The sequence below is a fragment of the Pseudaquidulcibacter saccharophilus genome (genome assembly GCF_019455445.1).
In the GTDB taxonomy this organism is placed as follows: Bacteria; Pseudomonadota; Alphaproteobacteria; order Caulobacterales; family Aquidulcibacteraceae; genus Pseudaquidulcibacter; species Pseudaquidulcibacter saccharophilus.
This window is the reverse complement of record NZ_JAHWUS010000001.1, coordinates 380,381-399,325: the sequence shown is the minus strand read 5'-3', so window position 1 is coordinate 399,325 and position 18,945 is coordinate 380,381. Positions and strand designations below refer to the sequence as shown.

20 protein-coding genes and 1 other RNA gene are annotated in these 18,945 nt (G+C 41.4%); 17 read left to right on the top strand and 4 right to left on the bottom strand.

The window, feature by feature from the left end; genetic code table 11:
- The first annotated feature begins 9 nt into the window (after window positions 1-9).
- The 5 genes from tilS (at window position 10) to KXV15_RS01785 (ending at window position 5,555) form a co-directional block, all read left to right on the top strand.
- Entirely contained in the window at window positions 10-1,107 is a 1,098-nt protein-coding gene (gene tilS / locus KXV15_RS01805) for a tRNA lysidine(34) synthetase TilS (RefSeq protein WP_240006443.1), read from the top strand.
- Between the two features lie 234 nt (window positions 1,108-1,341).
- A complete protein-coding gene (gene ftsH / locus KXV15_RS01800) occupies window positions 1,342-3,246 on the top strand; it encodes an ATP-dependent zinc metalloprotease FtsH (RefSeq protein WP_240006442.1) in 1,905 nt (634 codons plus the stop codon).
- Window positions 3,247-3,489: 243 nt separating this feature from the next.
- The gene (locus tag KXV15_RS01795; RefSeq protein WP_240006441.1) at window positions 3,490-4,710 is read left to right on the top strand and encodes a S41 family peptidase; all 1,221 of its coding nucleotides are present in this window, start codon (window positions 3,490-3,492) and stop codon (window positions 4,708-4,710) included.
- 94 nt (window positions 4,711-4,804) lie between these two features.
- Window positions 4,805-5,191 (top strand): MerR family transcriptional regulator, encoded by a 387-nt coding sequence (locus KXV15_RS01790; RefSeq protein ID WP_240006440.1) that lies wholly within the window; start codon window positions 4,805-4,807, stop codon window positions 5,189-5,191.
- Entirely contained in the window at window positions 5,166-5,555 is a 390-nt protein-coding gene (locus tag KXV15_RS01785; RefSeq protein WP_240006439.1) for a carboxymuconolactone decarboxylase family protein, read from the top strand. Before KXV15_RS01790 ends, KXV15_RS01785 begins: the two co-directional genes overlap by 26 nt.
- On the opposite strand, the gene KXV15_RS01780 is transcribed toward KXV15_RS01785, so the two are convergent.
- From KXV15_RS01780 to ssrA, 3 genes are all read right to left on the bottom strand, one after another.
- The gene (locus tag KXV15_RS01780; protein ID WP_240006438.1) at window positions 5,556-6,293 is read right to left on the bottom strand and encodes a siderophore-interacting protein; all 738 of its coding nucleotides are present in this window, start codon (window positions 6,291-6,293) and stop codon (window positions 5,556-5,558) included. It lies immediately after the preceding gene.
- Window positions 6,294-6,295: 2 nt separating this feature from the next.
- Window positions 6,296-6,985 (bottom strand): PadR family transcriptional regulator, encoded by a 690-nt coding sequence (locus tag KXV15_RS01775; protein ID WP_240006437.1) that lies wholly within the window; start codon window positions 6,983-6,985, stop codon window positions 6,296-6,298.
- 221 nt (window positions 6,986-7,206) lie between these two features.
- Window positions 7,207-7,662, bottom strand: a transfer-messenger RNA (tmRNA) gene (gene ssrA / locus KXV15_RS01770).
- A 300-nt stretch (window positions 7,663-7,962) separates the two neighbouring features.
- Here ssrA and KXV15_RS01765 point away from each other — a divergent pair.
- From KXV15_RS01765 to trmB, 12 genes are all read left to right on the top strand, one after another.
- Window positions 7,963-8,748 carry an enoyl-CoA hydratase-related protein gene (locus tag KXV15_RS01765; RefSeq protein WP_240006436.1) on the top strand — a complete coding sequence of 262 codons (786 nt, stop codon included), beginning with the start codon at window positions 7,963-7,965 and terminating at the stop codon, window positions 8,746-8,748.
- Window positions 8,749-8,892: 144 nt separating this feature from the next.
- A complete protein-coding gene (locus KXV15_RS01760) occupies window positions 8,893-9,708 on the top strand; it encodes a TerC family protein (RefSeq protein WP_240006435.1) in 816 nt (271 codons plus the stop codon).
- Window positions 9,709-9,748: 40 nt separating this feature from the next.
- Window positions 9,749-10,549 (top strand): exodeoxyribonuclease III, encoded by an 801-nt coding sequence (locus KXV15_RS01755; RefSeq protein WP_240006434.1) that lies wholly within the window; start codon window positions 9,749-9,751, stop codon window positions 10,547-10,549.
- Window positions 10,549-11,166, top strand: coding sequence for a tRNA (adenosine(37)-N6)-threonylcarbamoyltransferase complex dimerization subunit type 1 TsaB (gene tsaB, locus KXV15_RS01750; RefSeq protein ID WP_240006433.1), 618 nt, complete (start codon window positions 10,549-10,551; stop codon window positions 11,164-11,166). Before KXV15_RS01755 ends, tsaB begins: the two co-directional genes overlap by 1 nt.
- Entirely contained in the window at window positions 11,153-11,590 is a 438-nt protein-coding gene (rimI, locus tag KXV15_RS01745; RefSeq protein ID WP_240006432.1) for a ribosomal protein S18-alanine N-acetyltransferase, read from the top strand. Before tsaB ends, rimI begins: the two co-directional genes overlap by 14 nt.
- 78 nt (window positions 11,591-11,668) lie before the next feature.
- Window positions 11,669-12,079, top strand: a complete 411-nt coding sequence (locus KXV15_RS01740) for a Fur family transcriptional regulator (RefSeq protein ID WP_240006431.1) — start codon at window positions 11,669-11,671, stop codon at window positions 12,077-12,079.
- Between the two features lie 14 nt (window positions 12,080-12,093).
- Window positions 12,094-13,464, top strand: a complete 1,371-nt coding sequence (gene miaB, locus KXV15_RS01735; protein ID WP_240006430.1) for a tRNA (N6-isopentenyl adenosine(37)-C2)-methylthiotransferase MiaB — start codon at window positions 12,094-12,096, stop codon at window positions 13,462-13,464.
- Window positions 13,457-13,969, top strand: coding sequence for an rRNA maturation RNase YbeY (gene ybeY / locus KXV15_RS01730; protein WP_240006429.1), 513 nt, complete (start codon window positions 13,457-13,459; stop codon window positions 13,967-13,969). Before miaB ends, ybeY begins: the two co-directional genes overlap by 8 nt.
- On the top strand, window positions 13,956-14,861 hold the full coding sequence (locus tag KXV15_RS01725; RefSeq protein ID WP_240006428.1) for a hemolysin family protein: 906 nt from the start codon (window positions 13,956-13,958) through the stop codon (window positions 14,859-14,861). The genes ybeY and KXV15_RS01725 overlap by 14 nt, the downstream gene beginning before the upstream one ends.
- Window positions 14,858-16,405 (top strand): apolipoprotein N-acyltransferase, encoded by a 1,548-nt coding sequence (lnt, locus tag KXV15_RS01720; RefSeq protein WP_240006427.1) that lies wholly within the window; start codon window positions 14,858-14,860, stop codon window positions 16,403-16,405. The genes KXV15_RS01725 and lnt overlap by 4 nt, the downstream gene beginning before the upstream one ends.
- Window positions 16,406-16,442: 37 nt before the next feature.
- Window positions 16,443-16,841 (top strand): helix-turn-helix domain-containing protein, encoded by a 399-nt coding sequence (locus KXV15_RS01715; RefSeq protein ID WP_240006426.1) that lies wholly within the window; start codon window positions 16,443-16,445, stop codon window positions 16,839-16,841.
- Between the two features lie 25 nt (window positions 16,842-16,866).
- The gene (gene trmB / locus KXV15_RS01710) at window positions 16,867-17,550 is read left to right on the top strand and encodes a tRNA (guanosine(46)-N7)-methyltransferase TrmB (protein ID WP_240006425.1); all 684 of its coding nucleotides are present in this window, start codon (window positions 16,867-16,869) and stop codon (window positions 17,548-17,550) included.
- Window positions 17,551-17,722: 172 nt separating this feature from the next.
- Here the strand turns inward: trmB and KXV15_RS01705 are convergent, their stop codons facing one another.
- A complete protein-coding gene (locus KXV15_RS01705; protein WP_240006424.1) occupies window positions 17,723-18,457 on the bottom strand; it encodes an OmpW/AlkL family protein in 735 nt (244 codons plus the stop codon).
- Window positions 18,458-18,945 lie beyond the last annotated feature (488 nt).

Genomic DNA, 18,945 nt, shown 5'->3' with positions numbered 1-18,945 from the left:
TACGCACTTATGGGCAGTGATAATATTGTATTTCGGGGCGTTTTTGAAAAATTAAATGCGTGGTCACGGGAATTCGGGGCAGAATTTGTCCTTGGGCTTTCTGGTGGTGGGGATTCTTCTGCCCTGCTATATATATGTTATGAATGGTTAAAAACCCCATTTGCGAGGGAATTTAATGCCAAAATCCACCCCATAATTATTGACCATAATATTGCGAAAAATTCCTATACGGTTGCCCAAGTTGCATTGGTTTTGGCGCGCCGCCTTGGCTTTGATGCCAAAATCCTAAAAATCACAAACAAAATTGAAAACTCAATACAAGAAAATGCGCGGCATTTTCGCTATGAATTATTGAAACAGGCGGCGCATGAAACTGGTGCCAACAATATTCTTCTTGCCCATAATTATGGCGATAATATCGAAACCATTATGTTTCGCATGATGCGCCAATCTGATATTTTTGGGCTTGGGGCAATGCGTGAAATCAGTCTTTATAGATTTAAAGGGCAAATTGGGCATTTATTACGACCAGTTCTTGATATTACACGTGACGACTTGCGTAAAATATGCGTCGAACACCACATTGAATATTATGACGATCCCGCCAATGAAAGCCTTTTATTTTCGCGTGTAAAATTACGAAAATGGCTTTTGTCCAATAATATTAATGAAAATAAAATTTTGTCTATCGCTAAAAACTGCCAAAAAATCCGTGAATATTATGAGGTTGTTTGCTTTGCATTTATTGCAGAGAAGGTTCGCGTTCTGCCAGACTATGTTTCAATCAAGCTTAAGGATTTATTCTGGCACAGCAAAGAAATGCAAATTTTTATTATTAGCAAGCTGTTGCAAGTAATGGGTAACAGCAATTACCCACCACAAAGAAAAAAAATTGAAGCTATGATTGATAAATTAACGCCAGATTTTAAAGGGGTTAATTTACACCATTTCACTGTTAAAATACGCAAGGAATCACTGATTATTAAACGTGAAAATAAACGGAAAAATCAGCAAGACAGCGATATTATTGCACAACAAAAACCATTTGAAGCAAAAAGTCTTATTCAAAAAGCAATGGTGATGTGCAATATTGTCCCATTTTCTTAAGTATAATTATAGCATATTTTGTGCAATAATTTGCCAATGCCCCTTTTAACTTGTGAATTTGGGACTATTTATATATGTCTGGCGAAACATTAGAAGTTGCTAAATGTTTTTGCCGCCTAGCGCATTTTGCGTTTAGTAACCACTAGACGAAAATGCACTAGATCCTTTATTTTGTCGCATCGTGCGAGCCGTTAATCAAATCGATTAACTTCACGATGCTCTAGAAGGTTTGAAATGAAGATACGCGATCTTGCAATTTGGGGCTTTTTTGTCCTTGTATTTATAACGATTTTTTCGCTGAATAAACATCCGGTTGCCCAGCCACAAGCCGCAACCTCTCTACCTTATTCAACCTTTGTTGCCGAGGTTAATGGCGGGCAAATTAAAAATGCCACTATTTCCGGCGATAAAGTGCACGGTGAAAAGAAAGATGGCTCACCATATGTAAGTGTGGCACCAAGCAAAGATTCTGCGTCTGATATGCTTTTAAAAGCTGGGGTTCAGGTTTCAATTGAAGATGAACCAGGCCGCCCATCATTCTTGATGACTGTTTTGGGTAATTTATTGCCATTATTACTTATGCTTGGGCTTTGGTTTTTGGTTATGCGCCAAATGTCTGGCGGCAAAGGCGGCGGCGCAATGGGCTTTGGGAAGTCAAAAGCCAAACTTTTAAACGAAGCCAAAGGTCGTGTAACATTTGAAGATGTGGCCGGTATTGATGAAGCCCGCGAAGAATTGCAAGAAATCGTTGATTTCCTAAAAGATCCACAAAAATTCCAACGTTTAGGCGGAAAAATTCCTAAAGGTGCATTGCTTGTTGGTCCTCCGGGTACAGGTAAAACCTTAACTGCGCGCGCCGTTGCCGGCGAAGCAAACGTTCCGTTCTTTACAATTTCTGGCTCTGACTTTGTGGAAATGTTTGTTGGTGTTGGTGCATCCCGCGTACGCGATATGTTTGAACAAGCCAAGAAAAACGCGCCATGCATTATCTTTATCGATGAGATTGACGCAGTTGGTCGTCACCGTGGCGCAGGTCTTGGCGGCGGAAACGATGAACGCGAACAGACCCTAAACCAATTACTTGTTGAGATGGATGGTTTTGAGGCCAATGAAGGTATTATCATCATTGCCGCAACTAACCGCCCAGATGTTCTTGACCCTGCATTACTTCGCCCAGGTCGTTTTGACCGCCAAGTTGTTGTAGGGCTTCCTGACATTAATGGACGCGAAAAAATCCTTAAAGTTCATATGCGCAAAACCCCACTTGCATCAGATGTTGATGCCAAAGTTATCGCACGCGGAACCCCTGGCTTTTCGGGTGCGGATCTTATGAACCTTGTGAACGAGGCGGCATTATTGGCGGCACGCCGTGGAATGCGCCTTGTAACCATGAAAGAATTTGAAGACGCCAAAGACAAGGTTATGATGGGCGTTGAACGTAAAACCATGGCAATGTCGCAGGAAGAAAAGAAACTTACGGCATATCATGAAGGTGGTCACGCACTTGTTGCCTTGACCGTGCCAAACACCGACCCCGTGCATAAAGCAACCATTATTCCACGTGGTCGCGCGCTTGGTATGGTGATGCAATTACCGGAATCGGATAAATTGTCGTTCTCTTACCAACAAATGATGAGCCGTCTTGCCGTTATCATGGGTGGTCGCGTTGCCGAGGAATTGGTATTCGGTAAAGATGCCATTACATCGGGCGCAAGCTCTGATATCGAGGCGGGAACAAGACTTGCTAGAAATATGGTAACCCGTTGGGGCTTCTCTGACAAACTCGGTAAAGTTGCTTATGGCGAAAACCAAGAAGAAGTTTTCTTGGGTCACAGCGTTTCACGCACCCAAAATATCTCTGAAGCCACCGCACAAATCATTGATGCCGAAGTGCGCCGTTTGGTTGATTGGGGCTATCAAGAAGCCACACGCATTTTAACCGAGCGCCGTGAAGATTTGGAATCGGTTGCCAAAGGCTTGTTGGAATATGAAACCCTTTCTGGTGACGAATTGAAAGACCTTATTAAAGGTATCAAGCCAATTCGCGAAGACAAGGACAATGACGACGGTCGTGATGTAACGCCAACCGTGCCAACCGTTTCCAAAGGTGGCGATCCGGCACCAACACCGGCGGAATAAAATCTTCCACTTTAATAACAACTTCAAAAGCCCAAGCAATGCTTGGGCTTTTTTGTGTATTATTGCGTAAAACACGCATTGCATTTTTTATCAAATATTGATTAAAGGTTGTATACAGGTAGGTAAATGCTGAAACATTTGGGAAAAATAGTCTTAGGAATAATTGTAATAATTATTCTTGCCGCCGCCATATTATTGGGTGTTTTCACAACACGATATTTGGAATTTCAAAAGCAAAAAAAAATGCCATTTGCCGAACAGAACGTAATTATTTACGACAAGTTTTGTGACAACATACGAAAAAAATATTATGACCCCAATTTTGGTGGCAATGATTGGAATAAAATCTGTCTTGATGGAAGGCAAAAAGCAAAATTAGCAAAAACCAATGTTGAGCTTGCTATGATAATGGCTAAAGATTTTGAAATTTTGAAATCATCGCACCAATCTTTAACATTAAAAAAACGAATAAACCCACTTTATGCTGAACAGCTAAGTAGTAATAGCACCCAACCTAATGTTTTATCAAAGCTCAAAGAAAAATATAAAGACGCCATTGATATTTCAGGGATTGAATATTCATCCATAAATATCCGTGGTAAACCCAGAACGGTCATTACTTGGGTTTATCCCAATACCCCAGCATTTGAAGCTGCCGTCAAACCCAATTATCCCCTTTATGTTAAAGATGCCACAATAGAGGTTGATGCAAAAGGCAATAAGGTTTTTTATGATTACGGTTATATTTTACAAACCGAATATTATGATGACCGTGTAATAAATTCGCCCGGAGATAACAGGCAAAAAATTCCTGATATCAACTATGTCCAACCCATAATGATAAAGTTTCAAACAAATATACCGCGTGTTGCAAAATATTCTAATTTAATCCAAATACCGCCTTCAGTTTCATACATAAAGCTGCAAAGTTTCGACAAAATAGAAAACATTAATCAAGTATTTGAAATAGCTAAAACTAGCCCCAACGGGATAATTTTAGATTTACGGGAAAATCGCGGGGGGAGCATCAAATACGAAAATAAACTTATCAGTCTTTTTTTACCGCCCGATACAATTTGCGGGTATCGAGTTTCAAGAAATAAAACAAATAAATTTTCTACAAATGGCATTTTTCAACATTATGAAGGACAACTAATTATTTTGATTAATTCTAACTCCGCAAGCGCATCAGAAGTTTTTTCTTCTTGCATAATGCATTATAAGCGCGGTGTGGTTATTGGTGAAAATTCAAATGGTTCAGTCCTTGCTTCCAGGTTTTATCGATTAGGTTTTTGGGGAAAACAGCATATTCCAATAGAAAATTATCTCGATGCCAACAAAAATCCAATCGAAGGAATTGGAGTTACGCCTGATATAATCGTTCACCCAACTCTCGAAGGCATAAAACAAGGGCGTGACGAAATCCTTGAACGTGCTGTTCAGGAAATTTCAAAAACCCATTAAAAAAGTCATCATAATCAATAAACATCACTTGACCTAGAGTATACTCCAGCATTTAGATGATATTATCACGATAGATTTCGTGATATGGGTAATTATGAAAATTGGTGAATTATCAAAAAAATGCGGGCTTTCAATAGATACTTTGCGTTTCTATGAAAAGATTGGCTTGCTTGAAAAGCCCCTACGTGACGGTGGTGGGCATCGGGTTTATGACCCCGAAATCATGCAATGGCTTGGGTTTTTGGCGCGTTTAAAAGAAACTGATATGCCGCTTAAAAAGCAAATCGAATACGCAAAACTGCGCGCCATGGGTAATGAAACCGCCGCATTGCGCCGCATACTTTTGGAAAAGCATTTGCAAGAACTAACGGAAAAGCAAGCACGCCTCAAAGATAATATCAGCACATTGAAAACCAAAATCACCATCTATCGCCAAATTGAAAAGGATATAGATGATGATGAACCAAAATCAGACACTTGAACAACGCTTTGCAATCGGTCTTGAAAACCTTGCCAAAATTGATGGCGAACAAGGGCAAAGAGTTATTGACGCACTAAAAGATATTGCGCCCGATATGGCGCAATATGTTATTGGGTTTGGCTTTGGTGAAATATATGCCCGAAAAGGGCTTGAATTACGCGCCCGCGAGATTGCAACTATATCGGCACTTTGCGCGCTTGGCACCATCCCGCAATTAAAAGTCCACATCGCCGCCAGTCTTAATATCGGTATAACACGCGAAGAAATCATCGAGATATTTATACAAATGGCGTTATATTGCGGGTTTCCAAAGGCATTAAATGCCATTTTTGCGGCAAAAGAAGTTTTTGACGAATTCGGTTAATTATTCAAATTTTTCATGCGCACCCATTTGCCCTTTAACCCAATAACCACTAGCCTTTAGGTTTTTGGGCGGGTGTTTGCGTGTTGTCAAAAGATATTCACGGATTTTACGGGTGACATGCGCTTCACACGCAACCCAAACATAACCCTCCCCCTCTGGAAAATTTGTATTTTCGAGGGCAAATAGCAGTTCTTGTGGATTGGTTTTCTCACTTTCGGGGCGGATAATCCATTTTAAATTTAGTTTGGCATTGGTTTTAAACTCATGCCGCTCTGCGGGGTCAGTAATTGCTATAATTGCGGTAACATTCGTGCCGTTTGGTAATTCTTCAAGACGGCGGGCAATTGCAGGAATTGCGGTTTCATCACCAATTAAAACCCACCACTCTGAACCTTCGACCACCGATGAACCGCGCGGGCCACCAATTTCAATGGTATCACCAATTTTTGCATATCGCGCCCAATCAGTAGCGATTCCATTTTCATGCATCGCAAAGTCAATCACCAATTCTTTTGCAATTTTATCAATTGCACGCGGCGTATAATCACGCATTTCATAGCCATTTTCAGTATTAAAAAATAATTTTACATGGTCATCAGGGGACAGAAAAGGAAAATCCGCCAAATCATCCCCCTCAAAAACAACCCGCCGCATATTTGGGGTAAGGCTTTTATTTTCCTTTACCACCAGTTTGCGTTTTTTAATTTCATGACGAATGCGGTTTATGAAAATGCTCATGATTATTCGCCTATTATCTCATCGATTGCGCGGCGCAAGATTTCAAGCACACGGGCTTTTTCTTCTTTAGACGCCATACGTTTTGAAAATAATGCTTTGCGCAATTGATGGCGGATTTCGTGAAATTCGCGGCGCATATCAAAATTATGGCGACCGCCATCTTCACGACCCCATGCCTCTTCTGCAGATTCGTCTTCATTAAAGCGGGTGTTCATTGTTGCAAAGCGCTCCGAAAAGGCCTTGATCTTATCAAGTATTTTCGCGAGTTGTTCGCGATTTTCTTCTAAGAATTGCTTACCTTCATCAGTGATTTTAAAGCGTTTGCGGTTGCCATCTGCTTCTGATGTTGCATGACCCAATTCGGTAATATAGTTCAAAAGCGGATAAATCATGCCAGGTGATGGGGTATAAACGCCCGATGTCATGGCTTCAATCGCTTTCATAATTTCATAACCGTAGATTTCAGTTTCACTCATCAACTCAAGAATAATAAGATGCACCTCCTCAGAGCTTAAAAGCTTGCCGCGCATCCGCCCCATATCAGTGCCACCAAAACCGCGGCCGCCAAAAGGGCCACCTTCGCCAAACATTCCACGACCACGTCCACGGCCGCCAAATGCAAATCTATGGTGATGACCAAAACCATCATCGTCATCACAACGACCAAAACCAAATTTTTTTCCAAATCTCATATTTTTATTCCTTTATTTCTATATGATAGCTCTTATATAATATCATATGATATATTTTGCAAGAGTAAATTTATCGATTTTTACAATTTAACAAATGATGAAAAAATACGGCTCGTAAATTACTGAAAATAACCTACTTCAAGTCAATTATCGCGACAAGTTAGGAAAAGTGTGAAAAGGTTTTCCGTAAAAAACGGAAACGGGAAAACGATAAATGAAGAGGCAGTTTTTTCTGTTGCCAGGAAAACTGCCAAACCCCGCCTGAGACGCGTAGTGTCAGGACTTAGTCGGATTTAACCGTAACTGCTTACGCAGCCAAAGCATAATCCTGTGCAAAATTATCGTTTGCATTTGTAAAAACGGGTTTTTAACGTAACCCATGCGGGCAAAAGCAACATTTTTAGACATCTGTCGATCCTATATCGGCCCCATAACAAAATAAGAACAAGCATAAATGCCGTAATTTTTGCGGAATTTACTTCCGTAAAAATTCTGTCCTTATTCCTCAACTCGCTAAGTGAGGCACAAAGTGCCGAAGGCGGCGAGTTGAGATATATGGTGGAGCCGCGGGGAATCGCACCCCGGTCCAGCCTGCTTATTATATGCGCGTTTATCGCCATAGTCTGGTGCGACCAGACAGTATTAGTATAAGTAAGGAAGCTTAAGAATTAAAGTGCCAACAATGAAAATCTCGCAGCAAAAATGCAAATAAAAACCTAAAACCGCGTTTTTGGGTTTTTATTTTCGCAAATTTCCAAATTTCTGAGTGACGAGCAAAGCGAGGAGGGTGGAAATTTGACCCATAAGCCTGCTTATTATATGCGCGTTTATCGCCATAGTCTGGTGCGACCAGACAAATTTAATATAATATCTACAATGAGATAAATAAAGCCGCCAATATGTTATTTCCCATTTTTCTTGATGACAATTATAACGGCGCAGATTAATAAATTCACGGCAAAATAAAAGAGAACAAAATGGTTTATAGTGAAATTACCTACAAAATCGAAGACGATATTGCGCGCATAAATCTCAACAGCCCGAAAAACTTTAATGCCATTTCACAAAATATGGCAAATGAACTGCTTGATGCATTAACAAATGCCGATAATGCCGCACGGGTTGTCATCATTTCATCCGAGGGTGACAACTTCTGCTCTGGTGCAAATTTACTTGATACTGGTTTTGATCTTGAGGATGACAATCGTGATTTAGGTCTAATTCTTGAAACCACTTATAACCCGGTGATTGAGCAATTAAGAAATATGGATACGCCAATTATCACCGCATTAAAGGGTGCAGTGGTTGGCATTGGTTGTTCTGTGGCATTAATGGGTGATTTAATCCTTGCCCGTGATGATACCTATATTATGCAATCATTCAAAAATATTGCACTTGTTCCCGATGGTGGCTCTGCATATCTTTTGGCGCGGGCAATTGGTCGAGTTCGGGCAATGGAAATGATGTTGATGGGGCATAAAGTGGGTGCGAAAGAAGCGCTTGATAATGGTCTTTTTACGCGCGTTTACCGCAAGCACGATTTTGATAAAAGCGTAAATGAAATCGCCCACGAAATCGCAAAAGGGCCAACTAAATCCTTGGGCTATATTAGAAAGATTGCGTGGGATGCACTTGATAATGGCTTTTTTGAACACCTTCAGGCCGAACGTCACTATCAATGTGCGGCGTCGCGCACCAAAGACTTTGTTGAAGGGGTCAAGGCCTTTCGTGAAAAACGAAAGGTCAGCTTTAGTGGGGAATAAACCACCCATCTTTGGTATAGTTTTTATAGATTTTGCGGTGCATCGTTTGACATTTTATTTTAAAAGCTGCAAATCAACGTAATAATCATTTCAACAATTAAGTCGCAAAAATTAAAAAAATAGCGAAATTTATCGGGGCAGAAATTGGCAGAGCTTTTCTCATGGGTATATACAGTAGAGGGATGGGTCTCTTTGTTTACCCTTACGGCATTAGAAATTGTTTTGGGTATCGACAATGTGATCTTTGTATCAATTGCGGCATCAAAACTGCCGATTGAGACGCGCGATAGTGCGCGCCGCATTGGTTTGTTTCTGGCAATGTTTTTGCGAATTGCGCTTTTAACACTCTTAACATGGCTTGCCGGCCTTACCGATGTTTGGTTTAGCGTTTTTGGACACGGTTTTTCAAAGCGTGATTTAATCCTGCTTGGTGGTGGTCTATATCTTATTTACAAGGCCAGTGCCGAAATTTGGGAAATGTTAAACCCCGAAGAAGAACATGAGAAGGCCGAAAACAATACCGGCAAAAGCGCATTTTTCATGGTTGTGGCACAAATTGCCGTCGTTGACGTTGTCTTTGCAATTGATTCAATCATCACCGCTGTTGGCATGACCAACCACTTACCAATCATGATTAGTGCGGTTGTAATTGCAGTAATTATCATGATGTATGCGACCGCAATCGTTTCACACTTTGTTGAAAAACACCCAACCACAAAAATGCTCGCGCTTGCATTCTTGGTATTTGTTGGTGGGATTTTGGTTTCCGATGGTTTGGGGCACCATATTTCACGCACCTATATTTATGCGGTTATTATTTTCTGTACCATCCTTGAGGCGCTAAACATCATTGCCCGCAACCGCATGGAAAAAGCGGCATTGGGCAAACTATCTCACGTTAAATATGATGAGCCACGCATCGAAGTTGGTGACGAAACCAGCGTTTCAGACGAAGAATAGCAACCTTGCCAAACCCGTCTAAAATCTTTAGACGGGGCATATGACAAAAATTAAAATTGCCACTTGGAACATTAATTCGGTACGCCTGCGCGCGCCCATCGTTGCGGACTTTATCAATGAGGCCGCACCAGATATTTTATGCCTTCAAGAAATCAAATGCCAAACCGCTGAATTCCCATCCAAAGTCTTCAAGGATTTGGGCTATAATCATTTTGTAATTCGCGGGCAAAAGGGCTGGCACGGTGTTGCGATTGCCTCCAAAATTCCACTAACCGAAGTTGAAGAACCTAAATTTTGTATGCACGACCATGCCCGCGTGGCGGCGGCAAAAATTGGCGATAGTGATATTATAATTCATAACCTTTATGTCCCTGCAGGTGGTGATATTCCCGATGCCGCGCAAAATGATAAATTTGCCCACAAACTAGATTTCTTGGCGCAAATGGATGCGTATTATAAACAAAAAATGGGGCAATATATTGTGGTTGGCGATTTAAACATTGCCCCGCATGAGCATGACGTTTGGTCACACAAGGCGCTTTTGGATGTGGTATCACATACCCCAATTGAAACCGAAACCTTGGAAAAATTGCGTATTGATGGCGACCTTTTGGATATTGCACGCATTGCGCATAATATGGATGAAAAGCTTTATTCATGGTGGTCTTATCGTTCTGCGGATTGGACAAAAAATAACCGTGGTCGCCGCCTTGATCATATTTGGGTTTCAAAAGCAATTGGCGATAAATTTGTGCCTGAATCCTACAAAATCCATACCCATGCCCGCAGTTGGGTAAAACCGTCTGACCATGTTCCAATAACTATTGAAATGGAAATTTAATGGCAATCATTGGCATTGATACCGCGTTGAAACATTGCTCAATCGCCATTTTGGGTGATGGAATAAATTATGAGCAATGTGTTCCCGCGCCGTCTAATCAGGCGGAAATCTTGCCACAAATGTTGTCGGACGCGCTTCTTAAAACCGGCATTAAAAATTCTGATATCGAAAAGATTGCCGTTACCATTGGCCCGGGTTCATTCACCGGTGTTAGGGTTGGTTTGGCATTTGCCAAAGGTTTGGCAATTTCTTTGGGCAGCGAATTATTGGGCATCAATAGCTTTGAGGCATTCGTTAAACAAGCCAATGCACCTAAAACGATTTGTGCAATAAATGTCGCCGGAAGCGTTTTTATGGCGGCAAAAGACGGTGATAACTGGATTTTGCCACCAACCCGTTTTGAAGACTTTACAACAATAAATGACTATAAAGGCTTTACCCTAGTTGGCCACGCCATTCCCAAAGAATTGGGCGCATCATTGGATGATTTTATTCACCCTTTAAGGCTTTGCGAAATTGCCAAAAATGAAAATCAGCAAACAAGACCGCCTGTTCCGCAATATATGCGTGGTGCGGATGCTGTTTTATGGCAAGGAGGCAAATTTGCAGGTCATTAGGGAAATTTGCACAGATGATATTCCGCAGCTAGTGGCACTTATTTCCGGTGATGCATCAGCCCATTCATGGGGGCAAAAGGATTTTGAAAGCGCCTTAAATAGTGAAAACCAAATTTGTTATTTAATGGAAAACACTGGCTTTATTCTTTTGCAAAAAGTCCTTGATGAGGCCGAAATAATAATGATCTGGATTTCCCCCACAATGCGCGGCATGGGGCATGGGGTAAAATTGCTTGAATATGCGATTAATGAACTACAAAAACATGGAATTAAAAACCTGTTTTTAGAAGTCGCCGAAAACAACCAAAATGCAATAAAATTATACCAAAAATCAGGCTTTATTGAAATTGGACGCCGTAAAGACTATTATAAGACCGATGATAATTGTTTGATTGATGCAATTACAATGAATTTGAATTGCTGAATTGAAATAATTACTTGTAAAATACTGGTGTTGCCTGTTATTTAGGGCAAAACACAATTCGTACGGATTTGACACATGATGGAAGATAGAATCGAGAAACTTTGCGCTGAAAAAGGTCTGCGCATGACAGAACAGCGCCGCATTATTGCCCGCGTTTTATCAAGTGCCAAAGACCATCCAGATGTCGAAGAATTACATCGCCGTGCATCGGCGATTGATAAAGGTATTTCTATCGCCACCGTTTATCGCACCGTCTCTTTGCTTGAAGAATCTGGCATTGTGGAGCGTCATGATTTCCGTAATGGTCGTTCACGCTATGAAGAAATTGGCGACGACCATCACGACCATTTAATCGATTTGCAAAGTGGCAAAGTTCTTGAATTCTCAGATCCAGAAATTGAAGAGCTACAAAGAAAAATCGCGGAAAAACTTGGCTATCGGCTGGTTGATCACCGCTTAGAATTATATGGGGTGCCTTTAAATAAATAAGGCAACAAAGGTTTATGTCAGAAAATAATAAAACAAACACAAAGGCCAAAAAAGGGCTTTTCGTGCAATCTTATGGTTGCCAAATGAACGTCTATGATAGTGAGCGTATGGTCGATGTCCTTGCGCCGCTTGGGTACGCGCCGGTTGAAAAACCCGAAGATGCCGATTTAGTGGTGTTAAACACTTGCCACATTCGTGAAAAAGCAACCGAAAAAGTTTATTCAGAAATTGGCCGCCTTAAAATGCAAAAAGAAGCCAAGCAAAAGGCAGGTAATGGCGATATGATGATTGCCGTTGCCGGATGCGTTGCACAGGCCGAAGGTGCGGAAATCATGAACCGCGCGCCCGTAGTCGAGCTTGTGGTTGGTCCACAGGCATATCACCATTTACCAGAGCTTATTGCGCGGGCCGCCCGTAAATCTGGTGAAGTTTTGGACACTTCATTTGATGCGATTGATAAATTTGATGCCCTTCCTATCAAGCGCGAAAACACCGGCGTTTCTGCATTTTTATCGGTTCAGGAAGGTTGCGACAAATTCTGTTCTTTCTGTGTTGTGCCATATACGCGCGGCGAAGAATTCTCACGCCCGTTTGCCAAAGTTATGGATGAGGCAAAATCACTTGTTGATAATGGCGTAAAAGAAATCATTCTTTTGGGGCAAAATGTTAATGCCTATGATGGCGGCAATAATATCGGCCTTGCGCAATTAATTGAAAAGATTGCCGAATTAAATGGGGTTGAGCGTATTCGTTACACTACTTCCCACCCATGCGATATGCGCGATGATTTAATCGCCGCACACGGCAGCATTGCCAAATTAATGCCTTATCTTCACCTTCCGGTACAGGCGGGTTCTAACAAGGTTCTAAAAGCAATGAACCGTAAGCATACGGTCGAATCCTATGCCGAAACCATTGCACAAGTTCGCAAAATGCGCCCTGATATTGCTATTGCGTCTGATTTCATTGTTGGTTTCCCTGGTGAAAGCGATAAGGATTTTGAAGAAACCATGGCGCTTGTCCGTGAAATTAAATATGCAAGTGCATATAGTTTCAAATACTCACGCCGCCCGGGAACGCCGGCTTCGGCAATGATGTATCAAATTGCTGAAAACATTAAGGATGAGCGCCTTCAGGCATTACAGGCATTATTGGCCGAACAACAAACTGCGTTTAACGCGTCAAAAATCGGGCAAGAGGTCGATGTTTTGGTAACTGGCAAAGGCCGCAACCCGGGTCAGATGCTTGGCAAAGCACCTTGGCAACAATCGGTATTTTTTGCTGGCGACGAAAGCATGATTAATAAAACCGTTCGCGTGAAGGCCGTTGGTGCGGGCCTTAACTCTTTGGCGGGTGAATTATTAAAGGCCGATGCAAATGCCTAATGATGACGACAATAGCGAAGACCAGAGTATTGAAATACTAATCGAAGATACGGTTTGGGAAACCAGCCTGCCCGATACTGAAACTTTTACAATTGAAATTGTAAAATCGGTTTTAGATGAATTCGAGCCACCTTTTGGCAATATCGATATTTTGCTTTGCAATGATGATCGCATCCATGAATTGAATAAATTATGGCGTGGCCATGATAAGCCAACCAATGTTTTATCTTTTGAGTCTGTTGATGATGATATTTTGGGCAATATAGCGATTGCCCATAATTATTGCCAAAACGAAGCAAATACGCAAAACAAGGCATTCAAAGACCATATTGCGCATATGATTGTGCATGGTGTGCTTCATTTAATTGGTTTTGACCATATTGAAGATGATGAAGCGCAGGAAATGGAAGCCTTGGAGGTTGAAATTTTATCCAAATTGGGAATTAATAACCCTTATGACGCTAATGAAGGGGATTTAATAGGGGTTGATGATGCCAAGCTCTGATGATGGCAGTAGTGAGAAGAAGAGTTTATTCGGTCGTTTACGTTCGGTAATGGCTCGTAAGACCATTGATTCAGAATCGCAAGAAATTATTGAAACCCTTGAACAGGCGAACAAGGACACCTATTCCCAAAACAAGCGCGAAATGTTGTTCAAAGTGGCATCATTCGACCGGTTAAATGTTGGCGATGTTATGGTTCCGCGCGCGGATATAGAGGCCGTGGAGGCCGAAACCACATTGGGCGAATTGGCACAAATCTTTGCCGAAAATCAACATTCACGCATGCCGGTTTACCGCGAAAATCTTGATAATCCGATTGGTTTTGTTCACGTAAAAGATATTCTTTCACTTTTAACCCCCAATAGTGACGGTGTGGTTGAGGCAGGCTTTGATGACAAGCCTATAAGCCGCATCAAGCGGGATTTGGTTTATGCGCCGGTATCCATGCGCCTACCTAATCTTTTGCTTCTGATGCGCGCCCAGAGATGCCATATGGCGCTTGTGATTGATGAGTATGGCGGAACCGATGGTTTGGTTACAATCGAAGATTTGGTCGAAGAAATTATCGGCGAGATTGACGATGAATATGATGATGAAATCACCAACGCCCTAATCGAACGTGGTCCAGATAAATGGGAAGTTGATGCAAGGCTTCCGATTAAAGAATTTGAAGAAGAAACCGGCATAATTTTTAATACCGAGGATGCGGAATTAGAAGTTGATACAATGGGCGGTCTTGCATTTGCGGTTTTGGGTCGCGTTCCACTTCGTGGCGAGATTATTAGCGATCTTGACGGGTTTGAGATGGAAATTATCGATGCCGACCCGCGCCGTATCAACCGTCTTATAATTCGCAAAACCGACAATAAAAAAGATGAAAAAGGCGCAGATTGAACCAAATTTTGCAAAAACTAAATTCTTTGTTTTCGGGTAAGACACGTTTTGTCTATTTATGGCTTACCCTCGGCGGGATTGGTGCGGTTTTTGGTTTTGCGCCATTTTTTATTGCCCCGCTTTATGGTTTGGGAATTATTTTACTATTTTTCGCCCTTGAAAACGCACCGAGTTTAAAGGCGGCATTTTGGCGGGCGTGGTTTTTTGCCTTTATAATGTTTGCGGCATCTATGTTTTGGCTTGGGGCTGCATTTTTGGTTGATGCCGAAAAGTTTTTTTGGCTTATGCCATTTGCGATAACCCTATTGCCGGCGGTTTTGGCATTGTTTTGGGGCGTTGGCGGTCTGGTTTATTTTAAATTCCGCCCACAATCGGCAACTAAATCATTATTATTCGCCGCAACTTTTACCCTGATTGAATATTTGCGTGGCACATTATTCACCGGTTTACCGTGGAATCTCCCGGCCTATATCTTTAATGCAGGCGGTTTAATATCGCAAAATGCGGCATGGCTTGGGCCATATGGCGTAACCCTGTTCACAATTTTCGTTTTTGCCGCGATTGCTGTAATCGATAAAAAATGGGGCAAGCAAATTTTTGCATGTATGGTTGCGGTTTGCGGCATTGGCTTTGCTTATGGGTTTTATCATAAGAACTTCACCCATTTGGTCGCGCGCAACAACCCGCCAATAATTGCCACTGGACAAGGTGGTTTTAGCCAAAAAGAATTATACCAAACCGGCAATGAATTACACGTGGTTGAAACCTATCTTGGGCTTTTACAAAGCGAAGACGCAAAGAAATCAAAAATAATTGTTTTGCCCGAAGGAACTTTTCCTTTTTTATTATTAGAAGAACCTTATGTTTTATTTGAAATCAACAAATATATCCAAAATAAATTATTGATTGTTGGTGCGCCACGCCGCGATTTCAACAATGAAGATATATATTATAATTCCATCGCTTTTATTGGTGGAACCCCAAAGGCACCAGCGCTTCTAAAGCTATATGACAAAGGGCATCTTGTACCATTTGGGGAGTATTTGCCATTCAAATCTGTTTTCAACGCATTGGGAATAACTAGCCTAGTTTCATACGGCACAGACTTTAATAGTGGCACTGGCCCACAATTAATTAAAATTGCAGATATTCCGTTAATAGAACCTCGCATTTGTTATGAGATAATATTCCCTAATTATACAAATAAAGAGAGTATAAAAGCAGACTGGATAGTCAATGTTTCGGTGGATGCATGGTATGGCGATCTTCTTGGCCCAGACCAGCATTATAACCAAGCAAGGTGGCGCGCAATTGAGCAAGGCAAGCCCTTGATTCGTGCAGCCTCTGGTGGTTGGTCATCGATTACTGATTCTTTCGGGGAGCCTGTTGTACAATTTAGAAGCGGTAGTCGCCTAATTTCCGCGTTACTGCCTTCAAAAATCGAATCTACGCCTTATTCAAGGCTTGGTAACAGTATCTTTGCGGCTTTTTTGCTCTGTTTCTTTGTTGCAGCTATTTTAATTGATAAAAAAGCTGTTATGTAGTTTATTAACAAAAACACTAAATAGAACGAGGTAATTTATGAGTAACGAAAGAAGCTCAACAGCTATTGACGCTTATGTTGGACGTCGTCTTAAACAAAGACGTGAAGAGCTGGGATTGAGCCAAGAAAAATTAGCAGACTTTTTAGGAATTTCCTTCCAACAAGTGCAAAAATACGAAAGAGGATTTAACCGTGTTGGTGCAAGCCGTCTTTTCCAAATTGGTGAAGCACTTGGCGTTCCGACTGCATTTTTCTTTGAAGGTGTTGAACCAAGCGGACGCGGCGGTTTGGCAGAAAATGATGGACCACAACCTTTACAAGTGGCAGAATTACTAGCCGCACCTGGTGCTATGGAGCTTTTGACAGAATATGCTAAAGTTACCTCGCCGGCACAGCGTAAAAAAATCGTGGAATTGGTGCGCGTTCTGGCAAATTAATCACTAATTTGTTCGGATTGTTAAATTGCAAAATATAAAAACCTTTGGTCGCACCCGTGGCAGACCATTGTCATTTAGAAAAGCAAGTCTTGTGGATGCAAGGCTTGCAGATTTTTTATTGCCTGTTGAAATTTCAAATGAAGGTTCAAATAACTTTGACCCAAAAGGCCTTATGCCAAATGCCAAAGCCGTTTGGTTTGAGATTGGTTTCGGTGGTAGCGAGCATTTGATTGCCCAGGCAAAAGCCAATCCAGATACACTTATTATCGGTGCTGAACCATTCTTTGATGGCGTTGCCAAAGCACTGGATGGCATAATTGAAAACAAGCTTGAAAATGTGCGCCTGATTAATGATGACGCCAGAAAATACCTTGCAAACTTTCAAGACAATTCAATTGATAGAATTTTTATTATGTTTCCTGATCCGTGGCAAAAACTTCGCCACCGTAAACGTCGTCTTGTAAACGATGCCTTTGCGCACGAAATAACACGGCTTTTAAAAAATGATGGGAAGTTAAGGTTTGCCACCGATTGGGCAAATTATGCAGAAACTGCGCTATTGGCACTTACCAAGAATCCATCGCTTAAATGGCTTGCAGAAGGCCCAGAGGACTGGTTAACGCCACCACAAGACCATTTTACTACCCGCTATCAATTAAAGGGCCTGGGCGATTGTGCGCCGCATTTCTTTGATTTTATAAAAATCTAATTTCTTATTTTATTTTTCTCATAAAAGTTGGCGTATATTGCACGGCAACGTATATTATGCGTGCCATAGTTTTCATACAGCCAAATAAAAAATCAGCCTAAACCATGCGGTTTAGGCTGAAAAGTTATGAGAGGCACCAAATTGCCTATCAGGGAGAGTTTTTGGCTATAAATTAGAATTTATAACCGAAACCTACAGAAACAACCAATGGATCAAGAGTTACTTTTGATCTCAAAGCGTCTGCTACGTATGCGCCACCAGCAGTAGTTGCGCCAACATAAGCGTCTGTTTCAAAGAAAATTTTCTTAACGTCAACGTTATAAGACCATTTAGAAGCCGTGTTCACGTCAAGACCAAGTTGAACAGCATATCCGAAACCATCTTTTAGGTTAAGGTCAACATTGTTTTTGCTGTCTTCAGAATAGAACCAAATGTAAGTTACACCAGCACCAACATAAGGAGAGAATTTGCCTTTAGAGTTGAAGTGGTATTTAGCAGTTACAGTTGGTGGAAGGTGAGCAACTTTAGCAACTTTGTCGCTTGTCATTGGAACAAGTGCGCCAAGAGCAGCTTTTGCACCAGGAACGGTAACTTCGTGAACGCCGGTACCTGCGATTGCTTCAACAGAAATATTATCAGTTAGGTAATATTCAAGACCAATAGTAGGTACATATGAATCGTCAACTTCTGCTTTTAGGCCAGTTTGTTTGTCAGTTGTCAAAGTTGGTGCAAGAACACCGCTAAGACCATTACCAACACGCAAAGGAGCATCTTCATCAGGAAGGATACCGGTTACGCGAACGTCTAATTTGATAGTACCAGCTTTAGCAGTTACCAAATCTTGTGCATTAGCAGCAGTAGCGCCGAAAGCAATCAAAGCAGCAGAAGCCAAAAGTATTTTTTTCATTTTAATCCCCTCAAAATCGCGGCACGCCCCATTGTTTTGAGAACCAAACTCTCCAACGTGCCAACATTTGAAGGTTGCCTTTTGTTACTTTTTTAGCTGCTCTTCAATTAGTCACCTTGTCGCGCGACCTGTTGCCACGCGACAGCTTGTCGCATTTGCACAATTTTTATAAGGTAATTCAGGGATTATTGTATGGAACTTTAAAATTACGTCACAGTGATAATAAGTTATAATATATGGATTAATTGCATCATTCAGGGGATTGGGGGCATATTATCCATATGTTCATCGGTAATAGTAGAATAGATTTTTTTTAAAATAATTTGCCGAAAAATCCAAAAAATGAAATCCGTTATTTTACATAATGTGGTCAAACCAATGTCAGGAAATGTCAGGGTTTTGCGTGGTTTGCATTCTTTGCATTTGAAATTGTTCACACGTTGAAATGTCAACAAATGTCAACATTTCTAGGAATGATAAAAATGTGA